An 18,271-nucleotide genomic window follows, 5' to 3' on the forward strand; every position below is an offset into this window, starting at 1 on the left:
CGTTCCTTGGGCCAAGTGATCAGTTGTCGAGCAGCCGCAACGTCTCGGCAGCGATGGCCGGTGCGAGACGGTAGCCGGATCCGTTTGCAGCGCCGGCGAAAATGATCCGGCCGCTTGCGCCGACCGTGGCGACAATTGGTTCCCGACTCGGGCTATACGCGTCGCAGAACACACGGCCGGACCGCAATTTCTCGACCAGCTCCGGTGCGTAACGTCGAAGCACCTTCTGCGCCTCATCGAGATTCTGTCGATTCACACCAGGCTGCGGCGCGTCCGGATCGACATCCCAATCGAGGCACGTATAACTAAAAAGCCAATGGCCACGATACTGCAGCGGCAGCAGGAAAGCATCCTCCTCCGGGAACACGACTGCAGCGTCTGCCTTGTCCGCCGGAGCATCCAGATGGAGGGCGATGATTTTCTTGATCCGGATGCCGAGCGGCGCGACCAGCGCACGCCATGCCGGTGCATTCACCCACGGGCCCGGCGCCAGGATCAATCGGTCCGCCCTCAACGTCTCGCCGGTCGAGAGCACCAGTACGGCGGCGCCTGTCTCCTCCTGGATACTTGCGACGGCGACGCCCTCAAGCAGCGAGATCATGGACCGGAAATCACGGACAAGGCGACCTGCCAGGGTCGCGACATCGGTGTAGTGGCAACCTGGGACCGACCAGACAGAAGCGCCGACCGGTTGGCCCATCGCCGCCCGTCGACAGGCTGGCGATGTTTCGATCGGCCCCGCCTTGATGAAATTGCGCCATGCCGCCTCCGCAGCTGTGCCGAAGGCAACCGCATGCATTGCTACTGGATAGATCGGCAGGCTGGGATCGCGGGCTGCGAGCGCTTGATAGTAGCGCTCGCTCATTTCGGTCATGGCGCGTACGCGCTCCGTCCGGCCAACCGGAAAATGCAGCCCAGCAGAACGCCGTGATGCGCCTGAGCCGACCAAGTCCCGGTCGATCGCGATGATCTCCGCGCCAGGTCGCTCGGCCAAGATCTGTCGAACGATGACGGAACCGATAATCCCCGCGCCCGCAACGACGACCCGTTCGCGCATGGCCGCCCCCTCACACCGCACGGTGCTGGCGCTCGGACCAAGCATTGATCGGCTGCCAGGTCATAAAGGACCGCTTCTGGGCTGCGCGCGTGCAGCCTGCCCCGCTCAGCACCGCCTCAATCACGCATTGGCTGCGCCAAGCGATCAGGCTGAGATTGGGCTCAGCCAACCCGCGTTGCCGCCGCGCGGCGTTCAGCATGAAGATGCGTCGATTGGTCGGACCGTCCCAGACCGCCGCAAAATTGGCGTCGATGCGAACCTCAACGTCTTCGTATTCAAGGCGCGACACGAGCGGATCGAGAAATGGCATGCGGGCGCCGCGGAAGCCGGTCGCCCATATGACGGTGTCGGCGTAGACAGGCTCCTCTTCCGATTTGGTCGCATCGTGGGTCACGGCCAGCCCCCATTGCCGCCCGTCGTGCCATACCTGCTCGACCGTTCGGCCCGGCATCAGCACGGACACATTGTCGCAATCCTCGATAAAGCGGAGCACGTAAAGCCGCTGATAGATTTCCCGGAGTGTCTTTTCCGAGATGCCATCGCTCGCCAGAACATTCCGTTCGAGGAACGCTCTCTTGAAATCGGCATCCTGACCGAAAAAGTACTCGGAAAAGCTCGGCATGAAATAGTCGTTGACGAAAGGAGAATCGTCCAATGGCAGGAAATTCTCGCGGCGCGATATCCAGATTACCTGCTTCGGCAGCAGGTCGCGCTCGCTGGTGATGACGTCGAGAAACGCTTCGGCGCCGGACTGACCACCTCCGACGATAGCGACGCGCTTAGCCTTGAGCGACTTAGCCTTGGCGCCATATTCGCTGACATGGAATTGCGTTGGGCCGATATGGCACCGGGCGAAGCTGGGAATATGGGCCTCTGTGCCGACGCCGACGGCAATGTTCTCGGCTCGGATACAGCGCCTCTCCGTTTCTACGACAAAGTGCCCGTCGAATCGGATCTGCGTGACCTCTTCACCGAAATGGACGTTCTCGTTCGAATCGCTCGCCCATTTCAGATAGTTCCGGAACTCACGCCGCGGCACCGATTCGAATCGAGCGTTGAGAAAGTGATGAATCTTACCCTCAGCATGCAGGTAAGAAATAAACGAGAAAGGATTTGTCGGGTCTGAGAGCGTTACCAAATCCTTGAACAGCGAGACTTGCAGCGTCGCACCAGGGAAATACATCCCGTCATGCCACGCGAATTCCGGCTTTCGATCGAAGAAGGCGCTGAGCACGCCCTTATACGGATAGAGAAGCGAGGCAAGACTTAAGTTCGACGGTCCGACGCCGATCCCGACACACTGATAGATCATGGCACTCTCTCGATGATAAGAGCCAAATCCCGTTATGAACTTGTGGTTTGACGAATAGCGCGCACCGGTCGGATGCAACCGCGGCCGGTGATCCGAACACTTCGTGGTTGCCGTCGATATCAATGGCTGTCGACGCCCTCGCAATATCAATGGGAAATTCCAATGTCTTCCTCCCTCGATGTATTTCGCTAGGTACGCAAGCCTCAACGGGGCAATCTACCGACGTGCCCGCAACACCGCACAAATTCAAAAATCGGCGTCTAAGATTTCCACGAACTTGATACTACTCTTAGTTTCTTCGTCTAACAATATCCTACTTTCAGTTGTTATGAAAGTATCCGATGATCGGAATCGTAATTTGGCGCTGAACGTTTTACGGGAGAGCTGACATGTTTGATGACAGGCAAATGAAAGTCGTAATCAATCATGGAGAGCAGTATTCGATTTGGCCGGTTGACCGGGACAATCCGCTTGGCTGGCGGGATGCGGGTAAGGTTGGCTCGAAGGAGGAGTGCCTTGCCTATGTCGAGCAAGTCTGGACTGACATGCGCCCGCTGAGCCTCAGGCAGCACATGGCGCAGCTGACGGATCAGGAAGCTTCGGCTGATAAGAAGCACTGAGAGAAATCTTCGTGCAGGCCTTATGGCGTAGTCTGTGACCAATCAATAACCGATTGATCGGGTCCTTATTTTTGTAGTTTTGAAGCAATCATCGCCGCAAGAAAGCGGGGATCGCGCGCGGTCTCATGGGCGAAGGCGAAACCAAGACGACGCCTGGCTTCCGACCTTTCGAATGGGATGCGCAAATTTCATTCACGGTAGCGCGTAGAATGTGGTAATACAATCTCTGGGTGAACGGCGAGATTGTTATCCCGGCGAGGAACAATGTTTGGACTCGCTCGGAGATCGCTGAACACCCGGAAGACCGCGCATCTTTGACACGCTGGTAACAACCCGAAGTGCGCGGGAGATCAAGGAGAGAGCCTCTCCGGGAGCATATTGTTTTTAGTGTTCTGGCCGGGTCGATGCTCAGAGCAGAAAGGCAAGCGCGCTTTGGTTCGATCATCGCCCATCCTTGGCGAGGCTTCGGCAGCGGCCGAGCCAACCGATATCATCCGTCCGGCGATTTGGTGCTCGGGCGGGATGACGGATTTGCTAGCGCCACGCCCTTTGAGGATTTCGACGATCTCGACATCGACCTGCCGACAGTTGATATCCGCTTTCAGCAGAGAGCGTCGGCAAGAACAGAACATTCCGAACAAGCTTGCCACCACCAGCACGCCACCATCGCGATCTTATCGGTGGAACGGATCATGGCGTGCATCGGAAAGCCAAAAGATAGCAAACGATTCCAAGGACTCGAGATCCTTTTTTGGATCGACGCTAAGGACCGACATGGGTCCACCGGTGTTTTAGGCACAACTAGGAGACAGCGCGTGGCGCTACCGTAATTGACCCAATCCAACCGAACGTAGGGAGGCTTCTATGACGCAGACAAACCAAGACCAATCAAACGAGCCACTGTACAGGCAGCTGCAGTTGATCCACGAAAGATATTTCCGGGATGTGGCTGATGCCTGGGCGGACTCACAAAGCCGGTGTCGCAGCATCCAGACCGAATTCGAACGCGGGGTCGAAAAGGCCTATCAGAGCCAACAGCCAGAGCAGTTCCGCGCCGCGCAAGAGGAATATCAACAGAAGGTACAATCGCTTTACAGCAATCCGACCCTGCCGCAGCAATACGCCGAGGCGTATGACAGGTACAAGGCCGCATTGAAACAACTGATCGCCGAGAGCGACATCAACGACCTGGGTTTTACGGATGTGAGAAATCTGGGCCAAAGCCTGCTTTCCGTTTCAGCGACGGCGATGAGCTTGGTGGGGCCGACTTCTTCTAGTGCGCCTGCTGCCAGCGATCCCTTCACACCCCCGGGCGGGGCACCTAGAGCAGCCGCTTGATGCACCGCCAGGGCGGATGACGTTGTGGGTACCTCGGCATGTCGCAAGAGAGTGCTGTTTTCACTGGGACGCTTGGCCTCTTGGCGGCCTTCATCGCCGCCGAGCGGTTGTCGCGTTCCCAGCGACTAGGCGTCATCGCACCATCGGGGGCGTACGCGCGCTTCGAGTCCTTGGTGCGGCAAATTTCGCTCCGCCGAGACCCAAGGGCTGAGGTGGGACAGATGGAGCACCTCGCCTCATTGGAAAACGCTGCCGGCGCGGAAGTATGGCACTTCGCGTCGAGTGGTGAATCCGTTTCCGGATCATTGCGCGAAACCTTTCAGCTTGCCCCCATCGGTGCGCTGAATGTGGTTATGACACCTTATTGCGGTGGCCAGCGTTGGCGCTGGATTCTGCCGCGAGGCGGGTCGGTCGTCTATAGCAATCCGGCGACGTTCGATTTCCCCGTGACGAGGACGTTCCGAACGACGCTCACGCTTGATATCGCCCCTCCCGACGACATCGCACAAGAAGGGATCCTTCATTTCCTGTCCACCCTATTCGACCTCAAGACGGAAGTCGATGAACGGGCTGATGATCTATTCGAATACCGAGGGCTCCGGTGCCTGATCGCGCCGACGGCCCGGGTCAATGTACTGAGAACTGAGCAAGCAGCAGCAATCATAATGGCGATTGTTGATCGGACCGAGGGCGGTAACTACGTCGTCGCGGGGGCGGAGAGCCTGTCGGCGGAGGATTTTCTCGAGCGGGTAGGTAACATTTACGGCGTAAGCCTACTGCCATTGGACGGCAAGGCACTGTTCTCTCAGCGGCTAACTGCCATCGACGCGCTGTTCGATCGACGGTTGATGAATTTCGCCGAACACCTGGGTCAGCCAGACTGCGAAGTGATCGAACATGCCTACAACGCCGCAGGTATGAGGTCTGTTCAACCTGGCCTGGATCCGGCCGAGTTCGATGATTTAGTGGAATTGGCGCATCAGGCGCAGTTGTCCGAACATAGCGCATTCGTTTCTCACGCATCGAAGCTGCCGGACATCCGAACGACGCATCGTGGCGGCCGAAAGCTTTCTTATAGTTCTACCAGCAGCGATGGCGAGGCGGTTGTGCTGCTCAATGCCCTGGGCCAGGGACCGAAGCCATGGTCTCGGCTGATAGCTCATCTGCGCCCGCGGTTTCGGGTACTGAGTTGGGATCCGCGCGGGCTCGATGAGTCAGAATCTCAGCTCTCGCTTCTCGATCATGTTGCCGATCTAGCGTCGATCATCGAGCGGGAGTCGGTGACTCGCGTCCATTTGGTCGGATGGTGCACTGGCCCTAAAATCGCGGCAGAATTCGCTCTACGTCACCCTGATCGGTTGCTCTCCATGACTTTCCTGAATATGCAGGTGAAGTGTCTCGAGAGCTCGCTCGATTTTGATACGCCGTATGAAACTGATTTTCAGGCCCTTTTCAACGAGCTTGAGCAAAGTCCGTCGACGGCCTCGTCGATAGCGGCTTCTCTCACGTCACGTGCGAGTGAGGCCGGCCCAGACCTGATGATAGAGACAGAAACCGAGGAGTCGGAGGCCGTTCTCCGCGCCATGAACCGTGACCTGAGAATGCCGGTTCTACGGCCGTTTCGCGACGCGAACACAACGATCAGATTTGCGCATCAGATGATCGACTTTTGGCACTACGATGTTAGCCAGGTCGCGGGCCAAATCGACGTTCCGATCTTGCTTTTCGCGTCGGAGTACGACCGTATCGCAGCGCCCAAAGCTTCGGAATGGGCGCGCGGGTTATTTCCCCGGGCTCGTCTGCTGCAGGCTCCGGGAGCGACGCATTACTTTCTCTATGATCGAGCTGACGTCGTGGCACGCATGATTGAATGGTTTGCCTCCGGTGATGGAGTGCCCGAACGTAGCGATGGACAGATGCTTTCGCTCGATCCGACATATGTGAGCAACTCAGCTGACACGGCCGGGTTGCTCCGGGCCGGTGAGTGAGCCGGGAAGACAAAGATCGGGTGCCTCGCCGGGCGGCGATGTCCCCAAATGACAGCGGCACGGGCTAGGTTCAGACGTCGGGATTTCCCGCAAAAGTGGAGGTGCAATGTTGTCCACGATCTCTCAGGCACCAGATCAATCGCACGGCTCCGCGTCCCAGTTCGTCAAGGATGGCGAGCGGCGTGCTCGTCCTTTGTCCTTTGCGCAATCCCGGTTGTGGATTCTCGACCGATTGCAACCGGGCAATCCCGCGTACAACATTGCGACGTCGGTCCCGCTGTATGGTCGGGTTGACGTAACGGTTCTCGAACGAACCATAAATGAAATCGTGCGACGGCACGAAGCCTTGAGGACGACATTCGAGGTGGTCGACGGACAACCCGCACAGGTCGTCAAGGCTTCCTTGAAGCTCAAGCTCGCCATCGTGGATCTGCGTTCGCGTTCCGGGGTGGCCCGGGAGGAGGATGTGAGCCGCTTCGTCTATGCGGAAAGCCGACGGCCGTTCGATCTTAGAACAGGCCCATTGCTATATGCTTCGCTGGTGCACCTTAATTCCAACCAGAGCTTTCTGATGCTGGTGATGCATCACATCGTCTCCGATGGTTGGTCGATGTCGGTGCTCAATCGGGAATTGACGACGATATATATGGCATTTTTGCGCAGGAGCCCCTCTCCATTGCCGGAACTAACGGTTCAATACCCGGACTTCGCGGTATGGCAGGCAGAGTGGTTCCGCGGCGAGCTTCTGCAAAAGCAGCTCGGTTACTGGCGCAAGCAGCTCAGCGGCCTGCGGCCTGTGCTCAATCTTCCCACCGATCGTCGCAGACCGCCCGTGCAGACCAGTAACGGGTCGGTCCGCGTCTTCACGCTGGACCAGAAACTGTGCGAAGCACTCAAGACGCTCGGCAACGCCAGCCGCGCCTCGCTGTTCATGACTCTGCTCGCCGCGCTCAAGGTGTTGCTCCACCGTTTGAGTGGTGAAACCGACATCGCCGTCGGATCGCCTATCGCCAACCGGACCCGTTCGGAGCTTGAAGGATTGATCGGCTTCTTTGTCAACACGTTGGTGTTGCGGACCGATCTCTCGGGCGATCCAACCTTTGTCGAGTTGCTTGTGCGCGAGCGTGACGTGGCGCTGGAAGCCTATGGCAATCAGGACATGCCGTTCGAGAAGTTGGTAGACGAACTTCAGCTCGACCGAGACTTGAGCCGCAATCCATTTTTCCAGATTCTGTTCGGGGTCCAAAACATCGGAACGCTAGACCGCAGCGCGGCTCCTATCCAGCCGTTGGGATCCCAGATTCAGGCTGGCTCGGTCGGCAACGGTACTGCCAAGTTCGATTTGACGATGTCGGTGCTTGATACCGGAGCCGGTGCACGAGGAGCTCTTGAATTTAACACCGACCTTTTCGACGAATCGACCGCCGAGATCATGATCGGGCGCTATATAGCGTTGCTGCACAGAATTGTGGAGAATCCTCACGAAACGCTGTCGCGCCTCTCCGTATGGATGCCCGACGAGGTCATCAAGACCGCGGATTCGGCCAACGCCCCGGAAACAGCGGCGGTGCCGACGGAAGTCCTGGGAGCGCGCATCGCCGCCCATGCGGCACGCTCACCGACAGCCCTTGCCACCATCGATCCCAGTGGTACGTGCACCTATTTCGAGCTGAACCAACGGGCGAACCGGATCGCGCGTACATCTTTCCTCCGGAAACTGAGCGCCGGCAGCACCGTCGCGATCGCTTCTAGGCCCGGATCGGGAGGGCTCGCGGTCATCTTGGGGATCTTGAAGGCGGGTCTGGTCTGGGCTCCGATCGATCCTGCCGACATCTTGGCATCAGGCGGAATCCCGCTGAACTCCAATCGGGCAGAGCGCATCCTGACGGCGCTTCGGCCGGCATTGGTGGTCGTAGACGAAGCTACCGAGCCGTGCTTCCGACAATTCGGAGTAGAGACGGTCCGGCTTGACGAAGTTTGGGCAGATTCGGCGACCCAACCGGACGATGAACTCACAACCTGCGTAACGCCCGACTCGCCCGCCGTGATGCTTGTCCAGGTTGACGGCACAGCCAAAATGACCACTGTGCGCCTCAGCCATCGGATGCTTAGCCGCGCCGGATGTGACCGTTTCCTTTGCCTTTCGCCGGAGGATCGCGTTGCGCATCTTTCCAATATCGGCTCCGACTGCGCGCGGTACGAAATCTTCGGTGCGCTGGCCGCCGGGGCGGCAATCGTATTTGTGCCGCCCGAATTGTCGTTTCGCTCGCGGCGCTTTGCAACACTGCTGCATGAGGCCTCCGTTACCGTCATGTCTCTCGCTCTGGCGGATTTGGAGCGGTTAGCCCGGGAATTTCCGCGGTCCTTGCGGAGCGTTCGGCTGGTGCTTTCTGCCGAGCGCGGGTTGGATTGGGGCCAACTTCAGGAAGCGCTCACGCCTGAGCTAATCGGACGGATTCATATGGTGTCGGGCGATCCGGCCGCGGGTGGCTTTTATTTGATACAACCACTGGCGCTGCTCAAGCCGGATGCCGCGGTCATTCCACTTGGAATTCCAGCTGCCGGCGTCCGAATCGACCTTCTAGGACGCGACCTCGAGCCCGTGCCGGGGCGAGTGCCTGGAGACATCTATGTACAAAATCCCGATTTGCCCCACCCCGAGCCAGGCTATCGGACGAGTGACTTCGCTCGGCTCGAGGACGGGCAGTTTGTCCTGCATGGGCATATGGACGATGCTCTGCTAACGGGAAATTCGAAGATCAGCTTTGTCGAGATCGAGGCTGCTCTTTGCGACCATCCGGCAGTGGAGGCAGCGGCCGTTGCGGCAAGAACCCGCCAGGGGTTGCATGACCGGGGGTTGGTCGCATTTCTAAAGCTGTCTCGGGATGTTCCCGTATCGGAGCTACAGAGCTTCTTGGCTGCGCGGATACCGGCGCGGCTGATACCCTCGACGTTCGAACTTAAGCGAAAGATTCCCTATAACGGCAAAGGCGGCATCGACCGGCGTGCGTTGGCAGAAATCGTCGCGCGCCTCGACGCCCCAATATCCGGCGTCGAAGAATATCTCGCGCCGCGCGACAATTTGGAAATTCACCTGACGCAGATCTGGATGGGCGTCCTCCACACGGACGTGGTCGGAATCCGCGACAATTTCTTTCGGCTTGGCGGCCATTCTTTGATCGCCACACAGATCATCGCGCGGATTAGCGATACTTTGCAGATCGAAGTACCACTCCAGCGCTTATTCGAAGCGCCGACGATCGAGCAACTGGCGGCAATTATCAAGCCGCTCGTTGGCTCAGATCCTCGGCCCCAAGTCTCCACGATCGCTCGAGTTCCTAGGGATCGGCCGATCCCGCTATCATTTGCGCAGCAGCGCCTATGGTTCTTGGATCAGTTCGATCCGGGGAGCGCCGTTTACAACATCGCGATGCCGGTGCGCTTCGCAGCGGTCGACGTGGCAGTGCTCGAAGGCGCCCTCAATGACCTCATTGTGCGCCACGAAACGCTGCGCACAACTTTTGACACGGTCGCGGACGAGCCAGTGCAAGTGATCGCTCCGTCTCTCAAAATCAAGATGCCCGTTCATGATCTTCGCAACATGCCCGAGGAGACCAGAAAACTCGAGTCACAACGTCTGACTACGCAGCAGATGCGGATGCCGTTCGACCTCAAGCACGGACCGGTCTTGCGGGCTGAACTCATACGTCTGCACAATAATGACAATCGATTCCTTCTAACCATCCACCACATAGCCGCGGATGGTTGGTCGATGGACATCATATCCCGAGAGCTTGTCGCATTTTACGAAGCCCGGCTTAGCCGGAGGTCTCCATCGTTGCCCGACCTTCCGATCCAGTATGCGGACTTCGCCTGCTGGCAGCGTCGATACTTGTCCGGCCCGGTGCTGCAGCGCGATGTCAACTACTGGAAAAACAAACTCGAAGGTGTACCTCCGCTGCTCGACTTGCCGGCGGACAGACCACGGCCGGCGATGCAAACCTTCACCGGAGGCTTGTACCCGTTCACCATACCCCCATCGCTCCTGAAGAGCGTCAAGAACTTCTCCGAGCAGGAGCAAGTAACCCTTTTTTCGACATTGCTGTCAGCGTTTTATGTTCTTCTCTATCGCTATACTGGCCGCGAAGACTTGGTGGTGGGGTCTCCGATTGCCAACCGGGTACGCCCCGAACTCGAAGGGTTGATTGGTTTTATGGCCAATACACTCGTGCTCCGCACCCAATTTTCGGCAAATTCCACTTTCCGCGCGCTCGTTTCCGAGGTGCGCGATGTGACGATGGAAGCCTTCGCGCACCAGGGTATTCCTTTCGAGAAGCTGGTCGAGGAGATCCAACCGGAGAGAAACCTCTCTTACAATCCGCTCTTCCAGGTCATGATTGCCTTGCAGAACACCGGCCGCCCCATGGAAACCGGCGGCGTGCTCGATGAGGATACGTCGACACTGAGCGCCGGTGTGGCCAAATTCGACCTGACCATGTTCCTGTCGGAAACGGCGAGCGACCTTTGTGCCGGAATCGAATACAATTCCGATCTATTCGACCTGTCGTCGGTTGTGCGCATTGCGGGACATTATGGTGCCTTGCTCGCCGCGGCGATGGACGAGCCGGACCGTCCGATATGGTCGCTGCCAATGCTTCTGCCGACCGAGACAACAGCTCTGGCGGACTGGAACGACACCGAGGACCCGATTCAACCGGAAATGTGCCATGTGCTGTTCGAGAGGCAGGCTGAGCTCTTGCCGGATACAGTTGCGCTTGTCGCAGGGAAGGAAAAAACCACCTACAAGGAACTCAACTGTCGCGCCAATGCTCTGGCGCACCGCCTGATTGGGCTTGGCGTCGGACCGGGCTCTCGCGTCGCTATTTGCGTCGATCGTGGTGTGGATATGATCGTCGCCCTTATCGCAACGCTAAAGGCTGGGGCGGCTTACGTTCCGATCGACCCTTCCTATCCGAAAGAGCGCATCGCCTTTATGGCGGCAGACGCGCGCGTCGCACTGGTGCTGACGCAGAGTGCGCGACGCAGTGAATTGTCGGGAGCGACTGGCGCGCTCCTAGCCATCGATGACCCTGAACCCGCTATGTTCCCTCACGACAATCCAGCCGTGCCCGTTTCTGCCGGCAGTCTCGCTTATGTCATCTATACATCCGGGTCGACGGGCAAGCCGAAAGGCGTAGCAATGCCGCATGGTCCACTCGCATCGCTGATCCGCTGGCAAATCGCCCGATCCGCGCTGCCGACGGCAGCGCCAACCTTACAATTCGCCTCCTTGAGTTTCGACGTCTCGTTTCAGGAAATATTCTCGACGTTGGACGCCGGCGGAACGCTCGTACTCATAACAGAGGAGCAGCGCAGGGACCCGCCCGCTCTATGGAAATTGCTGTATCAGGAAAATGTGCGTCGGCTCTTCCTTCCTTACGTCGCGCTCCAGCAACTGGCAGAGCACGCTCGACATGCCGCCGATCTTCCGCATTCGTTGACAGAGATTATAACGGCCGGCGAACAACTGCAGATCACACCGCAGATAGCTGCAATGATGACTCGGCTCGGCGCGGATCTGTATAATCAGTACGGACCTACCGAGTCTCATGTCGTTACCGAACTCAGGCTGGCCGGGGCGGCAAGCGACTGGCCGGCGCGCCCGTCGATTGGCCGGGTGATCCCCAATGTGGTGATCCAGATCCTTGACTCGCATGGACAGCTTTGCCCGATCGGTATTCCGGGCGAGCTTTGCATTGGCGGTTCTGCACTGGCGCACGGCTATCTGGAACGGCGCGCCCTGACGGCCGAGCGCTTCGTCCCGGATGGGCAAAGCACGAGAGGGGGACGATTGTATCGGACAGGCGACCGCGCGCGATTTTTGTCGAACGGAGAGCTTGAGTACCTCGGACGGGCGGACCAACAGGTCAAGATTCGTGGTTTTCGCGTTGAACTCGGCGAGATTGAAGTTGCTCTACGGACGCACCCGTCGGTCCGCGAAGCCGTTGTGGTTGCGCGCGAAAGTCGCGGGGAGCTTCGTCTGTTCGGCTACATTCAGGCCGATCCGGAATCGCCCGCGTCAACCGAGGACCTCCGGGCGCATCTTCGAGCCATATTGCCCGAACAAATGATTCCGGCGACCTATGTCGTTGTGGGATCACTGCCGCTTACGCCGAGTGGCAAGCTTAGCCGAAGCAACCTGCCCGACCCGCAAGGGGAAGCGTCCCATTCCGTCACCGGCGCAGTCCCGAGGACGCCCGTGGAAATTGCGCTGGCGCGCATGTGGAGTGAGATCCTTCAGGTGCCGAGCGTTGGCATTAAAGATAATTTCTTTGAGCTCGGGGGGCATTCATTGTTGGCCACTCGCGTCATTTCTCGGATCAGGGATGAGTTTGGGGCCGAACTGCCCGTCCGCCTTATGTTCGATAATCCCACGGTCCAAGCGCTGGCACTGGCGACCGTCGAATCCATGCTGGAGAAACGGGGGGACGATCAAATCGATCGCCTGCTCGCGGAGCTTGAGCAAATGCCAGAGGAGGCCGCCCACAGCCTCACTTGAAGATCGCCGTCCCGCGAACCGGGCCCGCCTGCAAGATTTGCTTCTAACACTCCTGTATCCAAACCAGGCAATTGAACGAGGAGAATCCGGTGAACAGGCAAGAGAACCAGGACGGCCAATTCCAGGTCGTCGTCAACGGCGAGGAACAGTATTCAATCTGGCCGCTCGGGCGCGAAGTGCCGTCCGGCTGGCAGCTCGCCCCGAAAACGGGCAGCAAGGAGGAATGTCTGACCTACGTTGAGCAAGTTTGGGGCGATATGCGGCCCGCAAGCCTCCGCGGCGAACGCTCGCCAGAGCGATGATTTCTGCGAGCCCTGGTCGCCGTCCGTCGGTCGCCCACGCAAGCCATCAACGTCGTTGCCAGCTAATTCCACTGGAATTGCCTACGGTTCGGATAGGAACGCACGCGAAAATTCGCTTGATTTTCTGGTCGCGGGAGACCGCTACCGCCTTTCTCCACACGAACCAAACCTACTTCGCCCGAGGCAGTTTGTGGGTGCCTCAACCGGGCTCATCCCGCGAGCTGTTCGGGGAAACCGCGCCCTCGTTACCGGTCGGAACCCAGGGCTTAACCGGCCAAAAATGGGCATCCTCGCATGCCGCCGCGCAATCTTCCGCCGGACTCTGGGTCTAGCAGCACAATGCCCTTCGAAACGCGAAAGGAGGCTTGGTGATCCCCGTTCGCTCGGCCATCACTTTACCCGCAATTGCTCCTGATGCGCCTTCGCCAGGTCGTGCATGCTGTTGAACCGGAAGTCGACGTGCGGCATCTGGTCAGGATTCATGGTGGCCCCGAAGCCCTGCTGGGCGTGACGACGATAGATCCAGCACGACTTCAAGCCGTGCTCGTTTGCCGGCTTATGGTCGTGGAACATGCTCTCGGCCGTGTGCAGGATCTTCTCCTTCCTAACGCCGATCTCGCCCAGCTTTTCGATCATGTAGTCGAAGTTTCGGGGCGATGGCTTGTAGGATCCGATGTCCTCGGCGGTGTAGATCGCATCGAACTCCGCCTGGAGCCTGCGGTTGCTCGCCTGGAACGTCACGTTGTCCACATTGGAAAGGATGACGAGCTTGAAATACTTCTTCAGATACTGGAGCGCGCCCGGGGAGTCCTCGAACGCCGGCCAATTTCCGACGGACTGGCCATACTCGACGCAATCTTCGTGTGTCGCGTGCACGCCCCATTCCTCGGCGAGGCGCTTGTAGACGATCGGCAGCAGATCCCGATATCGCTTCGCCGGGGTGTACTTCTGCTGGCTTGATTCATGGCGCGCATGCGCTTCCAGAATCTGGTCGCGTGTGAGCGGACGCTTCACCCTATCCGTAAGGCTCTTCAGAGCCTCGACCATCCCGCTCTCCCAATCGATCAAGGTGCCGTAGCAGTCGAAGGTCAGCGCGTCGAAATCGGTGAGCAACATGTCGATGTCTCCTCTTTGCTTGTACCAGTATGGGTGGCACGGATGGCAGGGTCGCCGCGTCGACGCGGTCGGGTCCGCAGAACCGATCGGATTTCGGCTTCGGGACGGCACCATCTGCCGCTATCCCCGACATCATCCACATCCTCGACGAAATCCCGAAGACGATCTCCAAAAAGCCGATCGAGCGCGCCTGCATCGAGTAGCTGCGTGGGTGCTGGGCGGCTAGACTGAAGCCCGAGTCTACGCTCTTGACCAATCAGGTTTCAGGTGTGGCCTCCGCCGATGACCAACTTCACGAGCAAGCCACGCCCGCATATCAGGGAACGAGCAAGCGGCTCCCTGGCCGTCTCGTGATCCCGCTGGATGACAATAACCACGCGCGGCTATCGTGGCCTCGAACTTTCACTTTCACTTCACGACGAAGCCGTGAGCATAGGGATCGCGATCGTCGATGAAGATCGTGTTGATGCCGGTCATGCGGGCCCAGCCGGCAATCGAGGGGACGATCGAATCCCGGTTGGCGACCTTGACGGCGGCCTCGACTCGTCCCTTGAATAGCGAGCCGATGATCGATTCATGCACGAACTCGTCGCCGACCTTCAGCTTGCCTTTGGCAGCGAGCTGCGCCATCCGCGCCGAGCTGCCGGTACCGCATGGCGACCGGTCGATGGCCTTTTCGCCGTAGAAGACGGCGTTACGCCCATGCGCCTCCGGCTTCGTCGGCTTGCCCGTCCACTGAATATGGCTGAGGCCCTTGATCTCCGGATGCTCGGGGTGGACGAAGAAGTCGTACTTCCGGTTGAGCGCTGCGCGTAGGCGCGGCGACCAGCCCACCAGTTCCCCCGCCGTATGATCGGCCATGTCGCGGAAGTTTCTTTGCGGCTCGACGATGGCATAGAAATTGCCGCCATAGGCGACGTCGACGACGACTTCGCCGAGACCATCGACCTCAGCCGTCAATCCCTCAGCGTAGAGAAAGCCCGGAACGTTGGTGAGGCGCACCTCCTCGACAAAGCGGCCTTCCTGGCGGTAGGTGATATCGACCTTGCCGGCCGGCGCGTCGATCGAGAGCTTTCCGGGTTCGCGCGGTGTGATGAGGCCATTCTCGATGCCCATCGTGACAGTTCCGATAGTGCCGTCACCGCACATCGGCAGACAGCCGGATGTCTCGATGAACAGCACCGCAAGATCACAATCGGGGCGCGTCGGCGGATAGAGGATCGAGCCAGACATCATGTCGTGACCACGCGGTTCGAACATCAGGCCGGTGCGGATCCAGTCATAGACGCGCAGAAAGTGGGCGCGCTTTTCAAGCATGCTCGCGCCGTCCAGACGCGGCCCCCCACCGGAGACCAGACGAACCGGGTTGCCGCAGGTATGCCCGTCGATGCAGGAGAAGGTATGGGTGGCCATGGTCAGAATCTCCGAAGCGAGAAAGGAGAAAGGTCGATGGCGGGCATTCGCCCCGCGACCAGGTCGGCGACAGCCGAGCGGTGCCCGGCCGACTGCGTCAGGCCGAGATGGCCGGGACCGAAAGCGTAGATGATGCGCGGTGTCGCTCGAGAGCGACCGATCACCGGGAGGCTGTCGGGCATGGACGGACGAAATCCCATCCATTCGACGCCGCCGCCGGTCTTCAAACCCGGAAGGAAGGCGCTGGCCTTGGTGAGCATGGCGCGGGAGCGCGCGAAGTTCGGTGGCAGCGAAAGGCCACCAAGCTCGACTGCGCCACCAACGCGGATGCCGGTGGAGAGGCGCGTGACGACGAAGCCGTGCCCGCCGAATGTAATCTGCCTGCGCAGGTCGAAAGCATCGATCGGAAGTGTCGTGTTATATCCTCGCTCGGTCTCAAGCGGGAGCGTTCGCTCATGGTGTGGGCGATCTTATGCGAGAAGGCCCCTGCCGCCACGATCACGTGATCGGCGCGGCGCGCGACGCCGGCTAACACCTCGACACCGTTATCGAGCGGGTGCAGAGCAGACACCTCGGCGCGTTCAATGATGCCGCCATCGGCAGTGAAGCGCTCGGCAAGAGCTAACGTGTAAAGCTTCGGATCGGAGATCGAGTACCAGCCCGAAGTGAACGTGCCGCGGGTAAAGCGCGGGGCAATGCCGGGCTGGATGTCCGCCATCTCCGCTGCCGTCATGTGCTGGAATGCAATTCCGTGATCGGCGCGCGCCTGCCACCCGGGCAGCGATGCGCGGAACTCGGACTCGCTCTCATAGACCTGCAAATTGCCTTCCTTGCGCAGCATGGCGAACGTGCCGGTCCGCTGCAGAAAGGGCTCGAGTTCGGCTTTTGACAAGTCCATCAGCGATCTCTGCGCCGCCGTCGATTGCGCCACACGATCCGGCGCGCAAGCGCGCCAGAAGCGGAGCATCCATGGCACGATCCGCAGCGCATAGGCTGGCGGGACCGACAGCGGCCCAAGGGGGTTGAGCAGCCATTTTGGCGCCTTGCGCAGAATGCCGGGCGAGGCGAGCGGCAAGATGTCCGTAAAGGCAAAGTCGTCCGCGTTGCCGGCGGATGCCCCCACAGCCGGACCTTCCCGGTCCAGCACGACGACCCGGCGCCCCTCGGCCTGTAGAGCCAGCGCAGCAGACAGGCCGACGGCGCCTGCGCCGATCACGATCGTGTCGCGAACTGCCGTGCTGGACATCGTCTGCTCACTCAGCTCCCGCTGAACGGCTTTTCGTATTTGTCGTCAGGCCGCTTGCTTTTGCGAGGCGCCGAGCTCTTTCGACCACTGAGCATACCAGGTATCGAACAGTTTCAGCTGAGCCTCGACATAGCCGCGCTGGCTGTCGGTCAGCGCATCGGCCTCGTTGAAGTGAAGCTTGTATCCGGGACTACCCTTCAGCACCATCAGATGGTTGAAGTATGGAAGCGTTCGTCATTGGGATGCGGCTGAGCTTGCGCGCCATGCTCTTCATCGAACTCTGTCCTCGGACCCCACGCTCCGAAGCCACGGTTTACGCGGTGACGAGGAGTAACATCGCGGAACCGCGCAGTAACAACCATGGTCGCGCCGTTCACCGATTTGCTGTTGCTTCGAACGGCCGGCTACAATGGAGAAGCAATGGAATTATTCTTGCCAGCGAAGACCTCGCCTGGCTTGTTGGTATTTCTGTTGGCATCGGCAGCAACCAACGCCAAGAATTACCCTGAATTCAAACAGTTATGGCATTGAGCGGTTGTCGGCCAGGCGAAAGCCTCCAAGCTGTCACGAGTCATGGGAATGCGGCCGAGCTTCGCTAGATGTCCCTCGAGCAGCGCCACGGCCTCGGCCGCCACGCGATGGATGTCCATGCCAATGATGCGCATCTCTCCCTCCATGGTCAGTGCGAAAGGGAGCTGCGGGCAACACGACAATTACGGATCCGCGCTCGCAGCGCATCCGGGCTAGTCGCAGGGGCGGCCAGATAACGACCTCGAACTCGCAGTTCATGTCAGTGCGACGGCCTGCCCGCACTTGCGTGCTCCCGGTGCCCCGAGGCCCGGATCGGTCTACGCTAATGGGCTAGATCGAGTCTGGAAACACGGGACACCGGCTACATCATGCCGGACAACGCGTTCATCGAGGCCTTCAACGGCCGCTTCCGGGCCGAATGCCTCAACGTCCACTGGTTCCTGTCTCTTGCGGACGCCCAGCAAAAAGTGGAGACTTGGCGCAGATACTACAATGAAGAACGGCCCCATGGCGCGATCGGCAATCGACCGCCGATTTTACTGCAAAACCACGTCGGCGCATCCAGCCCGCCAACGTGATCACGGCGAAAAACTCTAGCACTACTTTGGCAGATTTGGTTTGTGCTGTGGTTTTTCACGGATTCGTCTTCTGCAGTGCGGGCCTCGCTGCGATGGCGGCCGAAGAATGAGATCGACGATGGCGTGGCGTACGGCGGGCATGGTTGGTTGAGGCGGAGGCCCATTGATTCTTTTTTTTCCGTCCCGCATGTGCGAGGCGACGGTGCTGCAA

The 18,271-nt window shown here is 59.3% G+C and carries 13 protein-coding genes and 4 pseudogenes; 9 read left to right on the plus strand and 8 right to left on the minus strand.

Annotation, left to right across the window (positions count from 1 at the left end):
* Positions 1 to 19: 19 nt before the first annotated feature.
* Positions 20 to 1,057 carry an FAD-dependent oxidoreductase gene (locus I6F09_RS35580; protein WP_225143542.1) on the minus strand — a complete coding sequence of 346 codons (1,038 nt, stop codon included), beginning with the start codon at positions 1,055 to 1,057 and terminating at the stop codon, positions 20 to 22.
* A 10-nt stretch (positions 1,058 to 1,067) separates the two neighbouring features.
* The gene (locus I6F09_RS35585) at positions 1,068 to 2,369 is read right to left on the minus strand and encodes a SidA/IucD/PvdA family monooxygenase (RefSeq protein WP_225190106.1); all 1,302 of its coding nucleotides are present in this window, start codon (positions 2,367 to 2,369) and stop codon (positions 1,068 to 1,070) included.
* A 389-nt stretch (positions 2,370 to 2,758) separates the two neighbouring features.
* Between I6F09_RS35585 and I6F09_RS35590 the strand changes: the two genes are divergently transcribed.
* The 6 genes from I6F09_RS35590 (at position 2,759) to I6F09_RS35615 (ending at position 13,176) form a co-directional block, all read left to right on the plus strand.
* On the plus strand, positions 2,759 to 2,989 hold the full coding sequence (locus tag I6F09_RS35590) for an MbtH family NRPS accessory protein (RefSeq protein ID WP_225143554.1): 231 nt from the start codon (positions 2,759 to 2,761) through the stop codon (positions 2,987 to 2,989).
* A gap of 404 nt (positions 2,990 to 3,393) precedes the next feature.
* Complete coding sequence (locus I6F09_RS35595) at positions 3,394 to 3,819, plus strand: hypothetical protein (protein WP_225143556.1); 426 nt, start codon at positions 3,394 to 3,396, stop codon at positions 3,817 to 3,819.
* A 34-nt stretch (positions 3,820 to 3,853) separates the two neighbouring features.
* Positions 3,854 to 4,327 (plus strand): hypothetical protein, encoded by a 474-nt coding sequence (locus tag I6F09_RS35600; RefSeq protein ID WP_225143558.1) that lies wholly within the window; start codon positions 3,854 to 3,856, stop codon positions 4,325 to 4,327.
* Between the two features lie 221 nt (positions 4,328 to 4,548).
* A complete protein-coding gene (locus tag I6F09_RS35605; protein WP_225143560.1) occupies positions 4,549 to 6,315 on the plus strand; it encodes an alpha/beta hydrolase in 1,767 nt (588 codons plus the stop codon).
* Between the two features lie 106 nt (positions 6,316 to 6,421).
* The gene (locus I6F09_RS35610) at positions 6,422 to 12,874 is read left to right on the plus strand and encodes a non-ribosomal peptide synthetase (RefSeq protein WP_225173169.1); all 6,453 of its coding nucleotides are present in this window, start codon (positions 6,422 to 6,424) and stop codon (positions 12,872 to 12,874) included.
* An 89-nt stretch (positions 12,875 to 12,963) separates the two neighbouring features.
* The gene (locus I6F09_RS35615) at positions 12,964 to 13,176 is read left to right on the plus strand and encodes an MbtH family NRPS accessory protein (protein ID WP_225143574.1); all 213 of its coding nucleotides are present in this window, start codon (positions 12,964 to 12,966) and stop codon (positions 13,174 to 13,176) included.
* A 390-nt stretch (positions 13,177 to 13,566) separates the two neighbouring features.
* On the opposite strand, the gene I6F09_RS35620 is transcribed toward I6F09_RS35615, so the two are convergent.
* A complete protein-coding gene (locus I6F09_RS35620) occupies positions 13,567 to 14,292 on the minus strand; it encodes a haloacid dehalogenase type II (protein ID WP_225143577.1) in 726 nt (241 codons plus the stop codon).
* A gap of 29 nt (positions 14,293 to 14,321) precedes the next feature.
* Here I6F09_RS35620 and I6F09_RS35625 point away from each other — a divergent pair, with 29 nt between their 5' ends.
* Entirely contained in the window at positions 14,322 to 14,495 is a 174-nt protein-coding gene (locus I6F09_RS35625; RefSeq protein ID WP_225190107.1) for a hypothetical protein, read from the plus strand.
* A gap of 205 nt (positions 14,496 to 14,700) precedes the next feature.
* Here the strand turns inward: I6F09_RS35625 and I6F09_RS35630 are convergent, their stop codons facing one another.
* The 3 genes and pseudogenes from I6F09_RS35630 to I6F09_RS35640 all read right to left on the minus strand — a co-directional run.
* Entirely contained in the window at positions 14,701 to 15,705 is a 1,005-nt protein-coding gene (locus I6F09_RS35630) for a 4-hydroxyproline epimerase (RefSeq protein WP_225143581.1), read from the minus strand.
* Positions 15,706 to 15,707: 2 nt separating this feature from the next.
* Positions 15,708 to 16,951: pseudogene (locus I6F09_RS35635) on the minus strand (FAD-dependent oxidoreductase).
* A 45-nt stretch (positions 16,952 to 16,996) separates the two neighbouring features.
* A pseudogene (locus I6F09_RS35640) lies at positions 16,997 to 17,173 on the minus strand (dihydrodipicolinate synthase family protein); the annotation flags it as partial.
* Here I6F09_RS35640 and I6F09_RS35645 point away from each other — a divergent pair.
* The gene (locus I6F09_RS35645; RefSeq protein WP_225143583.1) at positions 17,173 to 17,460 is read left to right on the plus strand and encodes a hypothetical protein; all 288 of its coding nucleotides are present in this window, start codon (positions 17,173 to 17,175) and stop codon (positions 17,458 to 17,460) included. The pseudogene I6F09_RS35640 and the gene I6F09_RS35645 overlap by 1 nt on opposite strands.
* Here the strand turns inward: I6F09_RS35645 and I6F09_RS35650 are convergent.
* Positions 17,452 to 17,616, minus strand: a complete 165-nt coding sequence (locus I6F09_RS35650) for a hypothetical protein (RefSeq protein WP_225143604.1) — start codon at positions 17,614 to 17,616, stop codon at positions 17,452 to 17,454. The genes I6F09_RS35645 and I6F09_RS35650 overlap by 9 nt on opposite strands.
* A gap of 240 nt (positions 17,617 to 17,856) precedes the next feature.
* Between I6F09_RS35650 and I6F09_RS35655 the strand changes: the two are divergent.
* A pseudogene (locus tag I6F09_RS35655) lies at positions 17,857 to 18,060 on the plus strand (transposase); the annotation flags it as partial.
* 55 nt (positions 18,061 to 18,115) lie between these two features.
* Here the strand turns inward: I6F09_RS35655 and I6F09_RS35660 are convergent.
* Positions 18,116 to 18,271: pseudogene (locus I6F09_RS35660) on the minus strand (IS701 family transposase); the annotation flags it as partial.

The organism is Bradyrhizobium sp. IC3195, assembly GCF_020193585.1.
In the GTDB taxonomy this organism is placed as follows: Bacteria; Pseudomonadota; Alphaproteobacteria; order Rhizobiales; family Xanthobacteraceae; genus Bradyrhizobium; species Bradyrhizobium yuanmingense.